This is a genomic window from Arthrobacter sp. sptzw32, assembly GCF_059089735.1.
In genome coordinates this window covers 1-18,245 of sequence record NZ_JBNHEZ010000005.1, presented here as the reverse complement: position 1 = coordinate 18,245, position 18,245 = coordinate 1, and the positions used below count along the sequence as shown (strand labels likewise).

At 64.9% G+C, this 18,245-nt stretch carries 11 protein-coding genes; 8 read left to right on the top strand and 3 right to left on the bottom strand.

Annotation, left to right across the window (positions count from 1 at the left end; all coding sequences use genetic code 11):
• Positions 1–5 precede the first annotated feature (5 nt).
• The 5 genes from cysS to AC5RVN_RS10835 all read left to right on the top strand — a co-directional run bounded on the left by cysS (position 6) and on the right by AC5RVN_RS10835 (position 5,684).
• Positions 6–1,472, top strand: a complete 1,467-nt coding sequence (gene cysS, locus AC5RVN_RS10855) for a cysteine--tRNA ligase (protein ID WP_494137931.1) — start codon at positions 6–8, stop codon at positions 1,470–1,472.
• 102 nt (positions 1,473–1,574) lie between these two features.
• On the top strand, positions 1,575–2,564 hold the full coding sequence (rlmB, locus tag AC5RVN_RS10850; RefSeq protein ID WP_494137930.1) for a 23S rRNA (guanosine(2251)-2'-O)-methyltransferase RlmB: 990 nt from the start codon (positions 1,575–1,577) through the stop codon (positions 2,562–2,564).
• A 95-nt stretch (positions 2,565–2,659) separates the two neighbouring features.
• Positions 2,660–4,780 carry a glycogen debranching protein GlgX gene (gene glgX / locus AC5RVN_RS10845; RefSeq protein WP_494137929.1) on the top strand — a complete coding sequence of 707 codons (2,121 nt, stop codon included), beginning with the start codon at positions 2,660–2,662 and terminating at the stop codon, positions 4,778–4,780.
• Positions 4,781–4,799: 19 nt separating this feature from the next.
• Complete coding sequence (locus AC5RVN_RS10840; RefSeq protein ID WP_494138113.1) at positions 4,800–5,321, top strand: guanyl-specific ribonuclease; 522 nt, start codon at positions 4,800–4,802, stop codon at positions 5,319–5,321.
• Between the two features lie 6 nt (positions 5,322–5,327).
• The gene (locus AC5RVN_RS10835; protein ID WP_494137928.1) at positions 5,328–5,684 is read left to right on the top strand and encodes a barstar family protein; all 357 of its coding nucleotides are present in this window, start codon (positions 5,328–5,330) and stop codon (positions 5,682–5,684) included.
• A 15-nt stretch (positions 5,685–5,699) separates the two neighbouring features.
• Here AC5RVN_RS10835 and AC5RVN_RS10830 read toward each other — a convergent pair whose 3' ends face one another.
• Together AC5RVN_RS10830 and glgP are read right to left on the bottom strand one after the other, a co-directional pair.
• Complete coding sequence (locus AC5RVN_RS10830; protein ID WP_494137927.1) at positions 5,700–7,481, bottom strand: thiamine pyrophosphate-requiring protein; 1,782 nt, start codon at positions 7,479–7,481, stop codon at positions 5,700–5,702.
• A 34-nt stretch (positions 7,482–7,515) separates the two neighbouring features.
• A complete protein-coding gene (gene glgP / locus AC5RVN_RS10825) occupies positions 7,516–10,134 on the bottom strand; it encodes an alpha-glucan family phosphorylase (RefSeq protein ID WP_494040768.1) in 2,619 nt (872 codons plus the stop codon).
• 153 nt (positions 10,135–10,287) lie between these two features.
• Between glgP and AC5RVN_RS10820 the strand changes: the two genes are divergently transcribed.
• The 3 genes from AC5RVN_RS10820 to AC5RVN_RS10810 are packed head-to-tail and all read left to right on the top strand — an operon-like array spanning position 10,288 to position 17,864.
• Entirely contained in the window at positions 10,288–12,369 is a 2,082-nt protein-coding gene (locus tag AC5RVN_RS10820) for an alpha-1,4-glucan--maltose-1-phosphate maltosyltransferase (protein WP_494040769.1), read from the top strand.
• Positions 12,366–14,162 carry a maltose alpha-D-glucosyltransferase gene (gene treS, locus AC5RVN_RS10815; protein ID WP_494040770.1) on the top strand — a complete coding sequence of 599 codons (1,797 nt, stop codon included), beginning with the start codon at positions 12,366–12,368 and terminating at the stop codon, positions 14,160–14,162. The genes AC5RVN_RS10820 and treS overlap by 4 nt, the downstream gene beginning before the upstream one ends.
• 3 nt (positions 14,163–14,165) lie before the next feature.
• Positions 14,166–17,864: a 1,4-alpha-glucan branching enzyme gene (locus AC5RVN_RS10810; protein WP_494040771.1), complete on the top strand. Its 3,699-nt coding sequence runs from the start codon at positions 14,166–14,168 to the stop codon at positions 17,862–17,864.
• A 144-nt stretch (positions 17,865–18,008) separates the two neighbouring features.
• On the opposite strand, the gene AC5RVN_RS10805 is transcribed toward AC5RVN_RS10810, so the two are convergent.
• A partial coding sequence (locus tag AC5RVN_RS10805) for a hypothetical protein (protein WP_494137926.1) occupies positions 18,009–18,245 on the bottom strand: 237 nt, incomplete at its 5' end.

Here is an 18,245-nt window from a genome sequence, read left to right as displayed (position 1 = left end):
GAGCGGTGACCCTGCGCTTCTATGACACCGCCTCCGCCGAAGTCCGGAACTTCGTCCCCCTCGTTGAGGGCAAGGCCAGCCTCTACTACTGCGGCGCCACCGTGCAGGGCATGCCCCACGTGGGCCATATCCGTTCAGCCATTGCTTTTGACCAGCTCACCCGCTGGTTGACCTACCGGGGGCTCCGGGTCACGGTGGTCAGGAATGTCACCGACATCGATGACAAGATCCTCGCCAAATCCGAAGCTTCATTCGCGGCAGGGTTTACGCCGGAGGCCGGCGAGGTGCCCCAGGAAGAGTGGTGGGCCCTCGCGTACCGCTACGAGCAGGAATTCCTGAAGGCATACGACACGCTTGGCGTCTCGCGGCCAACCTACGAGCCGCGCGCCACCGGCCACATCCCGGAGATGCATCTTCTCATCCAGCAATTGATCGACCGCGGGCACGCCTACCCCGCGCTGGACGAGTCCGGTGACGTGTACTTTGACGTCCGTTCCTGGAGCAAATACGGCGCGCTCACCAGGCAGAACATCGACGACATGCAGGCGGCCCCCGATGCTGATCCGCGGGGCAAGAGGGACCCCCGCGACTTTGCGCTGTGGAAGGGATCCAAGGACGGCGAGCCGGCCACCGCGAGCTGGGCTTCCCCCTGGGGCGCCGGCCGCCCGGGCTGGCACCTGGAATGCTCGGCGATGGTCACCAAATACCTCGGCACCGAGTTCGACATCCATGGCGGCGGGCTGGACCTGAGGTTCCCGCACCATGAAAACGAGCTGGCCCAGTCCCAGGCCGCCGGCCACGCGTTCGCCAACTTCTGGATGCACAACGGCATGGTCACCTACCAGGGCGACAAGATGTCCAAATCGATCGGGAACACCATCAGCCCGGCCGAGATGCTGGAACTGGCGTCGCCCCGGGTTGTCCGCTACTACCTCGGCCAGGCACATTACCGCTCCGTCCTGGACTACCGTCCCACGTCGCTCACGGAGGCTGCCGCCGCCGTCGAACGTATTGACAGTTTCCTGGCAAAGGCCTCCGCCCGCTTCGGTGAAGCCTCAGGCGATGCTTCTGGTGACTTCGGCTCATCCGCCGTTGCTGTCCGCACCTTTTCGGAGGCCCTGGACGACGACCTTAACGTGCCGCGTGCCCTGGCGGCCCTCCACGAGACGGTCCGCGCCGGGAACACCGCCCTCGCCGAAGGTGAGGACGACGCCGCCCGCCAGGCGCTGTCCGCCGTGGCAATGATGACGGAGGTGCTCGGGCTCAACGCCGTCGCGGGAACCGATGCCGTCAGCAGCAAGGAAGCAACAGCGTTGGAGGTCCTGGTCCAGGCGCAGCTGGAAGCGCGGGCCGCGGCGCGGGCCGAAAAAGACTGGACCGCCTCGGACGCGATCCGGGACACACTGGCCGCAGCCGGCGTCGTCGTGGAGGATGGCCCGGACGGTGCGAGCTGGAGCCTGAAGCGGGACTGAGCCGGCAGTTTCCGCGCAGGCAATTCCAGCGGGTCGGGCGATTTTACTTGGTTCAGTAGACTGGTAGGCAGAGTCAGTCAGCACAATCAAGGGTGGAACATCATGGCCAACAATGGTCGCCGATCGGTTAAAGCGAAGAAGGGCCCAACCATCGGAACCGGTGGCCATGGCCGCAAGGCCCTCGAAGGCAAGGGCCCCACGCCCAAGGCGGAGGACCGTCCGTACCATAAAGCCCACAAGTCCAAGCAGCTCGCGGAGCGCTCAGCCGCCAAGCGCAGCACAGGCGCGCGCAGCGCCGGCGCAACAAAGTCCGGACCTAAGGGACGGGCTATGGAGGAAGTAGTTACGGGCCGGAACTCCGTAGTTGAAGCGCTGCGGGCCGGCATTCCCGCCAAGGCCCTGCACATCGCCATCCGCATCGAAATGGATGACCGGGTGAAGGAATCCCTGAAGCTCGCCGCCGAACGCGGCATTCCGCTGCTGGAGACCGGCAAACCGGAACTGGACCGGATGACGGACGACGCCGTGCACCAGGGCCTGGTCCTGCAGATCCCGCCGTACGACTACCAGGACGCCTACGAGCTCGCCGAAGAAACGGTGGAGAAGTGGAAGAAGGGGCACGTCGCCAACGCGCCGCTCTTCGTGGCGCTGGACGGCATCACCGATCCCCGAAACCTGGGTGCCATCATCCGCTCCGTGTCCGCCTTCAGTGGCCATGGCGTGATCGTCCCCGAACGCCGCTCTGTGGGCGTCACCGCCTCAGCATGGAAAACCAGCGCCGGGGCAGCGGTCCGGGTCCCTGTGGCACGCGCGTCCAACCTCAACAGTGCTTTGAAGCAGTTCAAGAACATGGGCATCTTTGTCCTGGGCCTTGACGGAGACGGCGATGTGTCCCTTCCCGAGCTCACCCTCGCCTCCGAGCCGGTGTGCATCGTGGTGGGCTCGGAAGGCAAAGGCCTCAGCCGCCTCGTCCGGGAGAACTGCGACCAGATCGTTTCGATTCCCATCGACTCGGCCATGGAATCCCTCAACGCCTCCATGGCAGTGGGCATCTCGCTGTACGAAATATCACGCCAGCGCAAGGCAAAGTAACCGCGTCACAACAACAAAGTTTGTTTCCAGGCCTGCCTGTGCGCGAATGTGACGCACAGGCAGGCGATGTGCCCTCGGCGGCTAAGATTTAGGGGATGGTCATGCCGCTCTTCGACACTGCTTCCACCACGGATGCCTCAACGGCCTCTCCACTTGGTGTGACTGTTCCGCGCCCGGATGCGGCGGCTCCAGCCGGTGCTGGTCCCCGTCCGGGCGCACGGGCCAATGTGGCCTGCTACGCCCCGGGCGTGCGGAGCCTGGAGATCGTCTACAAAGCACCAGGCCGGGACTGGCGCGTGCAGGCGCTGCCCAACCTGAACCACGGCGTCCACCACGGGATTGTGGACAACCTGCCCTACGGCTCGCGGTACGGCTTCCGGCCGGCGCTACCGGAGCAGTCCCTGCCGCTTGCCGTGCCTGCGCAGAACGTTGATGGCGACGGCGGCCAGCCGCTGCTCCTGGACCCGTACGGCCGGGCAGTGGACCAGAGCGACGGATTCCTGAGCAGCGTCCGGGTAGCCGGCGACTACAACTGGGGATCAGATACGCGGCTTCGCCTGGAATGGCGCGACACCATCATCTACGAGGCCCACGTCCGGGGGCAAAGCATGCTCCACCCGGACCTGCCCCGGGAACTGCGCGGCACCTACGCCGGCATGGCACACCCGGCCGTTATCGAACACTTCAAGAGCCTGGGCATTACGGCGGTTCAGCTGTTGCCCGTGCACTTCCACCTCGACGAACCGCACCTGCAGGACCTGGGCCTGACCAACTACTGGGGGTACAACACCGCGGCCTTTTTCGCCCCGCATCCCGGCTATGCCACTAAAGCGGCACAGGAAGCGGGCCCGCAGGCGGTCCAGGATGAGTTCAAGGGAATGGTCAAAGCGCTCCACGCCGCTGGCCTGGAAGTCATCCTCGACGTCGTTTACAACCACACTGCAGAAGGTGGGCCGGACGGGCAAACCCTGAGCTTCCGCGGGCTGGGGGAGGACAAGTACTACCGGACGGACGGGCACGCCAAGTACGTGGACACCACCGGCTGCGGTAACAGCCTTAACTTTGCCGAGCCCCAGGTGGTCCAGCTGGTGCTCGATTCCCTGCGCTACTGGGTAGACGAGTTCCACATTGACGGCTTCCGCTTTGACCTTGCCGTGACCCTCTGCCGCAACGAGGCCAACGAGTTTGACCCCGGGCACCCGTTCCTGGTTGCCGTTGCTGCGGACCCCGTCCTTTCCGACGTAAAGCTGATTGCCGAACCCTGGGACATCGGTTACGGCGGCTGGCAGACCGGGCGTTTCCCGTCCGGCTGGGCAGACTGGAACGACCACTTCCGTGACGCCGTGCGCACCTTCTGGCTGGCCGACCGCGCCTCCCTTGAATCCGGCGGGCAGGGCGGCACGGTGGCCAAGCTCGCAGACGTAGTGTCCGGTTCCGCAGCCCTGTTTGCCGGGTCCGGCCGCTCCAGGCTGGCATCCGTCAACTACATCACGGCCCATGACGGCTTTACCCTTAACGACCTCGTTTCCTACGACCGCAAGCACAACGAAGCCAACGGTGAGCAGAACCGCGACGGCCACGGCGACAACCGCAGCTACAATCACGGCTTCGAGGGCCCCACCGAGGACGGCAAGATCCTGGCCAGACGGGCCCAGTCCCGCCGCAACCTGATGGCCTCGTTGTTGATTTCCCTGGGCGTCCCAATGATCACCGCCGGAGACGAGCTGGCCCGGACCCAGCAGGGTAACAACAACGCCTACTGCCAGGACAACGCCATCGCCTGGCTGGACTGGACAAGGACCCCGGAGTCCTCCGAGATGCTTCGGAGCACCAAACGGTACATCCGCCTTCGCAAGGAGTTCCTCGCCGCGCAGCCCCGCGATTTCCCGGTCCGCGATGAGCAGTCCTACCTGTACTGGTTCGACCACGCCGGGCAGCCCATGTCCATGGAACGCTGGAACGATCCGCATCACCGCGTGATCCAACTCCTGCTCGGCTCGGACGACGGGACACTGGCCGGCCTGGTGGTGGTGAACGGCAGCACTTCCGACGTTCAGATCACGCTGCCCCGGATCGTCACCGATGGCGCTCTGCACACGAAGTTCGAGCTGCGGCTGACCACCACACCGCAGCACGAGCTCCGCCAGGGCAGCCGGGTGCTGTCGGGGGAGCGGGACCTCGTGGAGGCGAACTCCATCAACATCTACCGCACCTGATGCACCGGGGAACAACATGATGCGCCACCGCAAAATTCTGCCCTTGCTGCTGACTGCGCTCGTGGTACTGGGACTGCTCGCGTTCGGCGGCACCGGTATCCTGGGCCAACTGGCGGAAAGTACGACGACGGAGGCCGGGGCCAGTGCCACGCCCGGCCCGGGTGCCGCAACAGGCCCGCCGGCAGCCGGTTCCCCTGCTGCCGCCCCGGGGAAAGCAGCTGCCACCCCCGGAGCGCAGGCGCCGGAAAACCCGTCAGGGTTGCCGGAAGTGCGGGAGTCGGCCTTGCCCGGTGAAGCCCGCCGGACCCTCAACCTCATCCGCGCCGGTGGACCTTACCGATACAGCCAGGACGACCAGACCTTCGGGAACTTTGAGCGGATCCTGCCCCGGCGGGACAGGGGCTACTACCGGGAATATACGGTGCCCACACCGGGAGAATCAGACCGGGGAGCGCGGCGCATCGTTGCGGGCGACGGCGGCGAGAAATACTACACCGATGACCACTACGAGACGTTCCGATTCATAGCAGAAGGCAGCTAGGCAATAATGAAGATCTACTCCGGCGACACCTGGACCCTGGAAGAACTGCAGGAACAGGTGGCCGACGCCGGCCGCCGTAGCCTGGTGGTTCCCGCCGCCGACAGCAAGAGGGCCGTCCTTGAAACCTTTGGCGAGGTCCTAAGCTTTCCCGAACACTACGGCGTCAACCTTGACGCCCTGAACGATTCCCTGCATGACTTCGCGGACAGCATCACTGACAACGGCAACGCGCCGGTCACCGTGCTCTGGCAAGTGGCCGCGCCTTTTCGGGCCGACAGGTCCTTCGGCGTCATCTGCGAGATCCTGCAGGACGCCGAGCGCTACGCCGGGAAAGACCTCTCCGTCACAGCCGTCCTGCTCTGACAAGCGGCGCTGCCCCTAGGACCGTTCTTCCTGGCCGGTGTAGGTTTCCAGCAGGTCCAGGGCCCGGCCGCTGCCTTCTTCCTCTGCGAGGGCCTTGCGCATGCTTTCCGCTTTCTCACGGCCTCCCGGGAAGGGCGGCAGGAGGGGAACCTCGGGGTCTGTCAGCACTTCGATGACCACCGGGCGGTCAGCGGCCAGCGCCTGCTCCCAGGCATCGCCAAGAAGCTCCGGATCGTCCACCCGTATGCCGGTCAATCCCAGCAGGTCGGCGTAGCCCGCGAACGGAAAGTCCGGAAGTTCCTGGCTGGCCCGGAACCGCGGCTCACCCTCGGACTCCCGCTGCTCCCACGTCACTTCGGCGAGCTCCCGGTTGTTGAAGACGCAGACGACGAACCGCGGGTCCTCCCACTGCCGCCACCGGTGCGCCACCGTCACCAGCTCGGCGATTCCGGCCATCTGCATGGCGCCGTCCCCGGACAACGCCACCAGCGGCCGGTCGGGGCGGGCAAGCTTGGCAGCAATACCATAGGGGATGGAGCAGCCCATGCTGGCCAGCGTCCCTGACAGGTGGGCCGGTACCCCCTGCGGAAGTACCAGCTGGCGGGCATACCAGTAAACGCAGCTGCCAACGTCGATGCTCAACTGGGCGTCAGCCGGCAGCCTGCCGTTGAGCTCCCGCACCACCCTTTCCGGGTTGACCGGGTTGGCTGTTACCGCGGCGCGTTCTTCGGCAAGGGCACGCCAGCGTGTGACTTCCTTCTCGACGTCCTCCCGCCACTGCCCGCGCTGCCGCTGGTTGAGCCGCGAACCAAGGGCCCGGAGGGCGCTTGCCGCGTCCCCTGCCAGTCCCACCTCCACGGGGTACCGGTTGCCGATCTTCCGCTCGTCGATATCGATCTGGACAGCCCGGGCGGCTCCGGGTGGTGGATAGAACTCGGTCCAGGGATCATTCGAGCCGACGATCAGCAGCGCGTCGCAGTTGCCCAGCAGGTGCGCGCTGGCGGTGGTGCCCAGATGTCCCATGGTTCCCACGGCGAAGGGCAAGGTTTCGTCCACGTAGGGCTTGCCGAGGAGGCTCGTGGCAATGCCCGCCCCCAGCTGTTCCGCGACGGCCACCACTTCCTGGCCGGCATGCCTGGCGCCCTGGCCAACCAGCAGCGCCACCCGCTGAGCGTTGTTGAGGATGGCAGCAGCAGCGTCCAGGTCTTCCCCGCGCGGTGTTTTGGCGGAGGTGCTCCAGGACGGCGCGGTGACCACCACGCCATGTTCCTGTTTCAGTTCGGGCGCGGGCGCGGACTGGATGTCATGCGGCAGGATCACCACGCATGGCGAGGACGTCGCCTTTGCCGTGCGGAAGGCGCGGTCCAGGACCATGGGAAGCTGCTCGGGGGCGTTGACCTGCTGCACGAACTGGGCTGCGACGTCCTTGAAAAGGCCGGTCAGTTCAATTTCCTGCATGTAGGCCGAGCCCAGCACCGTCCTGCTCTGTTGCCCCACAATGGCTACTACAGGCACGCCGTCGAGCTTGGCGTCGTAAAGGCCGTTGAGGAGGTGGACGGCGCCCGGACCCTGGGTGGACGTCACCACGCCCACGCCGCCGGTGTACTTGGCATGCCCCACCGCCATAAAGGCGGCGTTTTCCTCGTGCCGGGCCTGTACGAATTCGACCCGGCCCCCTGCACGGCGCAGGGCCCCCATGAAACCGTTGATCCCGTCCCCGCTGTACCCGAACACGCGGTTGACGCCCCAGCTCGTGAGCCGCTCCACGATCAGGTCTGCCACTGTACGGTCGTTCACGGAATCCTCCTGCAGTGGTTAGGGGCCCTGCCTGTTATGCGTTAACGATCAGGCCCAGCTCGGCCTTGGACGCCAGCGCATCGTGCCGCGGCAGCACCCGGACGGTGTAGCCGAAGGATCCCGAGCGGTCGATCATCAGGGAACCGCTGAAGAGGTGGCGGCCGCTGCCCAGGTCTTCCTGGACCTTCAGCTCCACCACGGTGATGTCCGTGAGTGTGTCGCTTTCCTCGGCCCTGCCGTACGCGACTTCCACGCTGACATCTTCCGGGGTGAGGCTGTTCAGTGCCACGTAGGCATTGACCTGGAGCGTGTCACCGATCTGCGGATCCTCGGCGACCCCCACCGAGTCCACGTGCTCCACGTGCACCTGCGGCCAGGCGGCACGGACCTTGGCGGTCCAGGCTGCCAGACTGCGGGCCTGGGAGTAGGAGTTCGCACCGGCAGCCCGGCCCGCTTCCGCGGCGGGGCGGTAGAGGATGTTCACGTAGTCACGCAGCATCCGCTCGGCCGAAACTGCCGGGCCGAGGTGTGAAAGCGTGTGCTTGATCATCGACACCCAGTGCGTTGGCACCTTCTCGGTGCCCGAGGTGGACGGCCCGGCTGCTCCGGCTCCTTCCGAAACTGTGCTGCCGTAGAACCGCGGGGCAACCTGTGTCTCAAGGAGCTCGTAGAGCGCGGCGGCCTCGATATCGTCGCGTTCCTCGGGGGACGCGTCGTTATTGGCCGTCGGAATTGCCCAGCCGTTCTCGCCGTCGTACATCTCATCCCACCAGCCGTCCAGGACGGACAGGTTCAGCGAACCGTTCAGCGCGGCCTTCATGCCGGACGTCCCGCAGGCCTCAAGCGGCCGGAGCGGATTGTTCAGCCACACATCGCAGCCCGGGAACAGCGTCCGGGCCATCGCGATGTCGTAGTTGGGCAGGAAGACAATGCGGTGGCGGACCTCCGGGTCATCGGTGAAGCGCACCAGGTCCTGGATCATCTTCTTCCCGGCGTCGTCCGCGGGGTGGGACTTGCCGGCGATCACCAGCTGGATCGGGTGCTCCTTGTGCAGGAGCAGTGCCTTGAGCCGGTCCGGCTCGCGCAGCATCAGGGTGAGGCGCTTGTAGGTGGGCACGCGGCGGGCGAACCCGATGGTCAGAACGTCCGGGTCCAACACCCTGTCCGTCCAGCGCAGCTCGGCGTCGGCCGCGCCGCGCTTCTTCCACGCAGCCCGAAGCCTGCGGCGGACATCGTCAACCAGGGCGCTCCGCATTTGCCGGCGCAGCTCCCACACGTCGGCGTCGCTGACGTTGTAGGCGAGGTCCCAGCGACCCAGCGCTTCAGCCTCGCTGCCGAACTGGTCACGGGCCAGCTTGGAGATGCGGCTGTCCACCCACGTGGGCACGTGCACACCGTTGGTCACCGAGGTGATGGGCACTTCGGAGTGGTCGAAGCCCGGCCACAGCGCGGAGAACATCCCACGGGACACTTCGCCATGGAGCTTGGCCACGCCGTTGGCCCGCTGCGCCAGCCGCAGGCCCATCACGGCCATGTTGAAGACGGACGGGTTGCCGTCTGCGTAATTCTCGCGGCCCAGCTCCAGGATCCGGTCCACGGGCACAGCCGGAGCGAGCCCCGCCTGGAAGAAGTGGTGGATCTGGGAAATTTCAAACCTGTCGATGCCGGCAGGCACCGGTGTATGCGTGGTGAAAACGGTGGAGGCACGGCCTGCGGCCAAAGCCTCATCAAACGTCAGCGCCTCGTCACCGGACATCAGTTCCTGGATGCGCTCAATGCCCAGGAAGCCGGCGTGGCCTTCGTTGGTGTGGAACACCTCGGGGGCGCCGGTCCCGGTGAGCTTCTGGAAGGCGCGCAGCGCCTTGACCCCGCCCATGCCGAGCAGCAGTTCCTGCTGCAGGCGGTGGTCTCCGCCGCCGCCGTAAAGGCGGTCAGTAATGCTGCGGGCGGCTTCGTCGTTGCCCGGGACGTTCGAGTCCAGGAGCAGCAGAGGGACGCGTCCGACGTCCGCGCGCCAGATGTGTGCCAGCAGCCGGCGGTGGTTGGGCAGCGGCAGGGAGATCTGCAGCGGCCGGCCATTGCCGTCGCGGGAAGGCTCACGGAGCAAAGTGAGCGGCAGGCCGTCCGGGTCCAGGACAGGATAGGTTTCCTGCTGCCAGGCGTCCCTGGACAGCGACTGCTTGAAGTACCCGGCCTGGTAGAGCAGGCCCACGCCGATCAGGGGCACGCCCAGGTCCGAGGCCGCCTTGAGGTGGTCACCGGCCAGGATGCCCAGGCCGCCGGAGTACTGGGGGAGGACTTCGGTGATACCGAATTCGGGGGAGAAGTAGGCAATGGACGCCGGCGCATCCGGGCCCAGGCTTTGGTACCAGCGGGGCTCCTCGAGGTACCGGTCAAGGTCCTCCTCGGCGGCGCGGACGCGTTCCACTACGGACTGGTCTGCCGCCAGCTGCTGGAACTCTTCCCGGCTCACCAGGCCAAGGAAACCCACCGGGTCCTCGCCGCTCTCCACCCAAAGCCGGGGGTTCAAACCGGCAAAAAGCTCCCGCGTGGGCCGGTGCCAGGACCAGCGCAAATTACTCGCCAGCCGGGCGAGCGGCCTGATCGGTTCGGGGAGGACTGTACGGACCGTAAATCTGCGGATTGCCTTCACCTGCGTCACACTAACCGACAACATGGGCAGCCGGAACCAGCATCGGGTTTCTTTTGGGTAAATGACAGTTGGCAGGGAGGAAATGACACGGGCCGCAATGAAAATAGTGCGCAGGCTTAGCATTCCGGGTCATTTCTCGCTAACGTCGAGCCTGTGACGACTAACTCAGAAACCATTGCCGCATCGAAGAAAAAGCCGCTGGGCGCCATCACGGACGGCCTCCGGTTTGGACGTTTCCCCATCACGGCCGTGCAGCCGGTGGTGGAGGGTGGAAAGTTTCCAGCCAAGGCGCTGCCTGGCGAGGGGATCGTAGTGGGTGCCACCGCGTTCCGGGAAGGGCATGACCAGTTGGGGGTTAGTGCCGTGCTCCTGGATCCGGCGGGCCAGGAACGCCAGCGCGTCAGGCTCGCACCGCCGCGCGGGGTCCGCGGCATGGGCACGGACCGCTGGGAAGGCGTCCTCACGCCGTCGGACACCGGCAACTGGTCCTTCGTCATCGAAGCCTGGCACGACCGCTACGGCACGTGGCACCACAACGCGGAAGTAAAGGTGGAAGCGGGCATCGACGTCGAGCTGATGCTCGCCGAGGGTGCCGTGTTGCTGAATGAAGCAGCCGACGACGACTCCCGCAGCGAGGCGGACCGGGCCGCCCTGCGCGGTGCCGCCAACACGCTGGCGGACTCCTCCCTCACCGCGGAAGAGCGCCTCGCCGCCGGTTTCAGCCAGGAAGTGGCCGGCATCGTGGCGCGCCAGCCAATCCGCGAACTGGTGACAGTCTCCCAGCAGTACCCGCTGCTGGTTGAGCGGGACCGGGCCGGCCGCGGCGCCTGGTACGAGTTCTTCCCGCGTTCCGAAGGTGCAGTCCGTGACCACAACACGGGCGCCTGGACCTCCGGAAACTTCCGCACGGCGGCGCAACGCCTCGATGCCGTTGCCGCGATGGGCTTTGACGTCATTTACATGCCGCCCATCCACCCGATCGGTGTCCAGCACCGCAAGGGACCCAACAACACGCTGATTGCAGGGCCCAACGATCCCGGTTCGCCCTGGGCAATCGGCGCCAAGGAGGGCGGCCACGACGCCATCCATCCTGACCTTGGCACCTTTGATGACTTTGACGCCTTCGTGGCAAGGGCCAACGAACTCGGCCTGGAAGTAGCTCTGGACCTGGCCCTGCAGGCTGCCCCGGACCACCCCTGGGTCCAGTCCAATCCAGAGTGGTTCACCACCAGGGTTGACGGCAGTATTGCCTATGCGGAAAACCCGCCGAAGAAGTACCAGGACATTTATCCGCTGAATTTCGATAATGACCCCGAGGGCCTCTCAAACGAAATTCTCCGTATTGTCCTGCTCTGGGTCAGCCACGGCGTGAAGATTTTCCGCGTGGATAACCCGCACACCAAGCCCGTGTGGTTCTGGGAATGGCTCATCGCGCAGGTTAATAAGGAAGTTGCCGGCGTCGTTTTCCTCGCCGAGGCCTTCACGCGCCCTGCCATGATGCACGCGCTGGGCCGCGCGGGCTTCCAGCAGTCCTACACCTACTTCACCTGGCGGAACACCAAGAAGGAAATCGAGCAGTACTTCCACGAGGTCAGCCATGAGTCCCCGGCCTTCTTCCGGCCCAACTTCTTTGTGAATACCCCGGACATCCTCACGGAATACCTGCAGTTCGGCGGTCCGGCCGCGTTCAAGATCCGGGCAGTCCTGGCCTCCACGGCAAGCCCGCTGTGGGGCGTCTACGCCGGCTATGAGCTGTACGAGCATGTTGCCCGCCCCGGTGCCGAGGAATACATCGACAACGAGAAGTTCGAATACAAGGCGCGGGACTGGGACGCAGCAGCACAGTCCGGGCGGACACTTGCCCCCTACATCACCCGGTTGAACGAACTGCGGCACACACACCCGGCGCTGCAGGACCTGCAGAACCTGACTGTGCACCACAGCACTGACGATTCCACCGTGGTGTACTCCAAGCACAAGACCCTCGCCGATGGTTCCAAGGACACCATCATCGTGGTGGTCAACGTGGATCCGCACGTCACCAAGGAATGCAGCGTCGCTCTGGACCTGGCCGCCCTTGAACTGGACCCCCAGGACCTCACTGGGAACGGCGGCTTCCACGTGGATGACCTCATCTCCGGTGAAAGCTGGGAGTGGGGCGAGTTCAACTACGTCCGCCTCGATCCGCACGTTGAGCCCGCACACATCCTCAGCGTGAGGAGAACGCATCAGTGAGTTTTAACCCGCAAAGTTCGGGCCAGCATTTCACGCCGAAGAGCACCTTCGAACTGAATGCGCCGGGCCTGCAGCACGATCCGCTGTGGTACCGGAAGGCCGTGTTCTACGAGGTCCTCGTCAGAGCTTTTGCGGACGCCAACGGTGACGGCTCGGGAGATTTCTCGGGCCTCATCGACAGGCTTGACTACCTGCAGTGGCTGGGCGTGGACTGCCTCTGGCTGCCGCCGTTCTTCCAGTCCCCGCTGCGCGACGGCGGCTACGACATCTCGGACTACAACTCAGTCCTGGACGAGTTCGGCACCATAACCGACTTCAAGCGGCTGGTTGCCGAGGCCCATGCCAGGGGGGTCCGGGTCATCATCGACCTTCCCCTGAACCACACCTCGGACCAGCACCCCTGGTTCCAGGAATCGAGGAAGGATCCGGACGGGCCCTTCGGCGACTTTTACGTGTGGAGCGACACTGACGAGAAGTACCAGGATGCCCGCATCATTTTCGTGGACACCGAGGAATCGAACTGGACCTTCGACCCCATCCGCCGGCAGTTCTTCTGGCACCGGTTCTTCAGCCACCAGCCCGACCTGAATTTTGAGAACCCCAAGGTTATCGACGCCCTCTTCGACGTGGTGCGGTTCTGGCTGGACCAGGGCATTGACGGGTTCCGCGCCGATGCCATTCCCTACCTCTTCGAGGAGGAGGGAACCAACTGCGAGAACCTGCCCGCCACCCATGACTTCCTCCGGAAGCTCCGCGCCATGGTGGATGAAAGCTACCCCGGCCGCGTAATCATTGCCGAGGCCAATCAGCCGCCCAACGAGGTGGTGGAGTACTTCGGGACGGATGAGGAACCGGAATGCCACATGGCCTTCCACTTCCCGATCATGCCCCGGCTTTACTACGCGCTCCGGGACCAAAAGGCCGCGCCCATCATCGAGACGATGCAGGACACGCCTGACATTCCCGACGGCGCCCAGTGGGGTACGTTCCTGCGGAACCACGACGAGCTCACCCTTGAGATGGTGACCGCCGATGAGCGGGCGGCGATGTTGGGATGGTACGCACCGGACCCCCGGATGCGGGCCAACATCGGTATCCGCCGGCGGCTCGCGCCCCTGCTGGACAACTCCCGCGCCGAGATCGAACTGATCAATGCCCTGCTGCTGTCGCTTCCGGGCAGCCCGTTCCTGTACTACGGGGACGAGATCGGCATGGGGGACAACATCTGGCTGGAAGACCGCGACGCTGTCCGGACCCCCATGCAGTGGAACCCCGACCGGAACGCGGGCTTTTCAAACGCGGACCCGGGCAAGCTCTACCTGCCGGTCATCCAGTCGCTGGTTTACAACTACAACATGGCAAACGTTGAGGCCGAGGCCGCCCACTCGGGGTCCCTCCTGCGCTGGACACGGCAGATCCTCACCGTCCGCAAGAACCACCCCGCCTTCGGCCTCGGTGCCTTCAAGCATGTTGAGGCCGACCACGACGCCGTGCTGGCTTACCTCCGGGAGCTGCCCGGAGGTAACTCCGCCGGTGTGGACGGCGAATCCATCCTGTGTGCCTTCAACCTCTCGCAGCATCCAGTGGCCGCCAGGCTTCGCATCCCCGATTACGGCGGGCGCGGTCTTCGTGACGTGTTTGGCGGCCAGCCGTTTCCCGGCATCAACGAGGACGGGACGCTGACGCTGACCCTAGGCAGCCACGATTTTTTCTGGCTGAGGATCCGGTCGGCAGCGTCCAATCCTTCGTCCCCCTATACGCAGGCAATGCCGATCCTCTCGATTGAGAACTGACACATGAACCAGCCCATCCTTACTCCTGCCCTTACCGCCTTGCTTCAGGAATGGCTTCCGAAGCAACGTTGGTTCCCCGTGAAGTCGCCCGGCTTCGAGCTGTCCCAAGCCGGCAGCCTGGGCCTGGAAGATCCTTCCGGCCATGCCGCACTCGCAGTGTTCCTCCTGAAAGTGACCAGCAAGGGAGCCGGTGCCGGACGCCGCACCGACGTGATCCAGGTTCCCTTGAGCTTCCGGCCGGCGCCGGCTGCAGGGATGGAACGGGCGCTGGTGGGGGAGGCCGCCGGCATGGATCCGTCGCGGCCATGGGTTTACGACGCTGTGCACGATCCCGATTTTGTTGGCGGCTGGCTTGAGCTGATGCGTGGCGGGGAAAAGGCCCCCAGCGGCACGGCCACCGGCTTCCGCACCCCGGGTAACCACCGTTTGCCCACCGCCCACGGAGTGGTAAAGGTCCTTTCCGGAGAGCAGTCCAACACTTCAGTAATTGTGGACGACGGCGAATCGGCCGCCATCGTGAAATTCTTCCGTGTCCTGTCGGACGGGACCAACCCCGAGGTTGAGGTCGGCGCCGCCCTGACGTCGGCCGGCACCGCTGAAGTGCCGGCAACCCTGGGCTGGGTCCGCGGCGAATGGCTGACGCACGGCGGTTCCTCCTCCGACGGGCCGGGCTCCGGCTCGCGGTACGTCCAGGGAGAGCTTGCGGTGGCACATGAGTTCCTGGCCGGCGGACGGGACGCCTGGCGGCTCGCTGTTGACGCGGCCCGGTCCGGGACGGATTTCACGGCCGAGGCACGCGCCCTGGGTGCTGCCACGGCAACAGTCCACCGCCGCCTCGCCGAAGCGCTCGGGCAAACAGCGGAAGCTGAACCCGGAAAGGCGGTTGCCCCTGCAGTAGCCAAGCGCGTCCGGCAGGCCTGGGCGGAAGCCGCCTCCGCCGTCGGCCCCTACGACGCAGCGCTGGACGAACTCCTGAACGGGCTTGACGCTGTGCCCACCGGTCCGCTCCAGCGGATCCATGGTGATCTCCACCTTGGCCAGATCCTCCAGGTTCCCGGGCAGGCCGGAAACGCCCCGCGGTGGGCGATCCTCGACTTCGAAGGTGAACCGCTGCGCCCCATCGCGGAACGGAACGTTCCCGATGTTCCCCTCCGGGACGTCGTTGGCATGCTCCGTTCCTTCGATTACGCCGCGGGAGCAGCGCAGCGCGAGCAGGAGGGCGCGCAGGTGCCGGACTCCTGGGTTGATGACTGCGCCGAAGCGTTCCTTGCCGGTTATGCGGCTGTCACCCCGGGTACGGTCAACAGGGAATCACCGCTGTTTGTGGCATTGTGGCTGGATAAGGCCCTGTACGAAGTAGTTTATGAAATGCGTAACAGGCCGGACTGGCTGGCGATCCCAGTGAAGGCCGCCAGGCGGCTCCTCAGCGGTAAGGGCGTCGGCGACAACGCCGGGGCAGCATCGGAAGGTAGTGAAATGACAGGCTCAGCACGAACGGACCGTCCGGGGGTGCCGCTGCACGTGGATGCGGGCACCCTGGGCAGGATCGCGAACGGCGAACACCACGCCCCCCATTCCATTCTGGGCGCACACCTGGACGACTACGGGCACGTCACTATCCGCACGGTGAAGCATTTGGCCGAAGCTGTCACCGTCATCACCGCGGCCGGCGAAATTCCCATGGAGCATGAGGCCCACGGGGTGTGGGTGGCTGTGCTGGACCCGCTGCAGCAAGGGCACGTCCCGGACTACCGGCTGGCCGTCACCTACCCGGGTGCTGAACCGGTTACCGTGGACGAGCCCTACCGCTACCTGCCCACCGTTGGTGAAGTGGACCTGCACCTCATCGGTGAAGGCCGGCACGAAAAACTCTGGGAAGTACTGGGCGCCCATGTCCAGCATTACAAGTCCTCCCTGGGGGATGTGGATGGTGTGTCCTTCGCCGTGTGGGCGCCCAACGCCCAGGCTGTCCGCGTCATTGGCGACTTCAATGGCTGGGACGGCCGCGAAAACTCGCTCCGCTCCCTGGGCTCCTCCGGAGTGTGGGAGATCTTCATTCCCGGTGTTGTAGCAGGGGCGTGCTACAAGTTCGAAATCAGGACCAAGTCGGGCCACTGGGTGGAGAAGGCAGATCCGCTGGCCTTCGGCACCGAAGTTCCCCCGTTGACGGCGTCCAGGGTCGTTGAACCCTCGTACGCCTTCAAGGACGACGAATGGATGGCGGCCCGTGCCAAACGGGATCCGCACAACTCCGCCATGAGCGTTTACGAAGTCCACCTTGGTTCATGGAAGCTGGGACTCGGCTACCGGGAACTCGCCAAGGAGCTCGTGGACTACGTCAAGTGGCTCGGGTTCACCCACGTCGAATTCATGCCGGTGGCCGAGCACCCCTTCGGTGGGTCCTGGGGTTACCAGGTCACTTCGTACTTCGCGCCCACCTCCCGGTTCGGCCACCCTGACGAGTTCCGGTACCTGGTGGACGCCCTCCACCAGGCCGGTATCGGCGTCCTGCTGGACTGGGTGCCGGCACACTTCCCCAAGGACGCCTGGGCCCTGGCCCAGTTCGACGGCGAGCCCCTGTACGAGCACGCTGATCCGGCCCTGGGTGAGCACCCGGACTGGGGAACGCTGATCTTCGACTTCGGCCGCACCGAGGTCCGCAACTTCCTCGTGGCCAACGCCCTGTACTGGCTGGATGAGTTCCACATCGACGGCCTGCGCGTGGACGCCGTCGCCTCAATGCTGTACCTGGACTACTCCCGGGAAGAAGGGCAATGGCGGCCCAACCGCTTTGGCGGCAGGGAAAACCTGGAAGCCATCTCCTTCCTCCAGGAAGTCAATGCAACTGTCTATAAGACGCACCCCGGTGCTGTCATGATCGCTGAAGAATCAACGGCGTTCCCCGGTGTTACCGCACCCACCAGCAACGGCGGCCTGGGCTTTGGCCTGAAGTGGAACATGGGCTGGATGCACGACTCCCTGAAGTACGCCTCCGAGGAGCCCATCAACCGCAAGTGGCACCACGGCACGGTGACGTTCTCCCTGGTTTACGCGTTCACGGAAAACTTCCTGCTCCCCATCAGCCATGACGAAGTAGTGCACGGCAAGGGTTCCATGCTCCGCAAGATGCCCGGTGACCGTTGGCAGCAGTTGGCCAACCTGCGTGCCTTCTTTGCCTACCAGTGGGCACACCCGGGCAAGCAGCTCATCTTTATGGGTACCGAGTTCGGCCAGGAAGCGGAGTGGTCCGAACAGCACGGGCTGGACTGGTGGCTCGCCGACATCCCCGCGCACAAGGGACTGCAGCTGCTGACCAAGGACCTTAACGAGCTCTACGCATCCACCCCTGCTCTGTACGAACGCGACAACGAGCCTGGCGGTTTCCAGTGGATCAACGGGGGAGACGCAGAACGGAACGTCCTGTCGTTCATCCGCTGGGACAAGGATGGCAACCCTTTGGTCTGCGCCATCAACTTCTCCGGAGCGCCGCACGCCGGCTACACCCTGGGAGTGCCGGAGGCTGGTGCTTGGACTGAAGTCCTCAACACCGACGCCACGACGTACGGCGGTTCCGGTGTACTGAACAACGGGGAACTGAAGGCAACGGACGAGGGCCAGGACGGACAGCCGGCCACCCTGAGCGTCACACTGCCGCCGCTTGGTGCTGCGTACTTCAAGCCGGCGGGGTCAGCCGCCAACTGACCGCCAGCCCTGTGAAAGGCCCGGGATCCCCGCGATCCCGGGCTTTTTCGTGGCCTGCGGTGCTGGTCAGGAATGAGCTTCACTGCCGGGTTGGCCATCCGGGCACAGTGGTGGTAGAGTTTATTTCCGCGCTGCTCCACGGAGTCAGACGGAAAAACCGACAATCAAGCCTTCGGGTGTGGATCGTCGCAGACGCCGGTTTGACAAGTGAGAAGCCAGCGGGTAAGCTTGAAAAGTTGCTCCGGAGCGATCCACATGGCGTGTTGTTGTGGTGGTGGTGCCGGGTGTGTCTGTTGTTTGAGAACTCAATAGTGTGCCAAGTTTGTTGATACCGATTGTTTTTTGATTGGTTGAATTGACCGGGCTGTCCGCCCCTGTGGG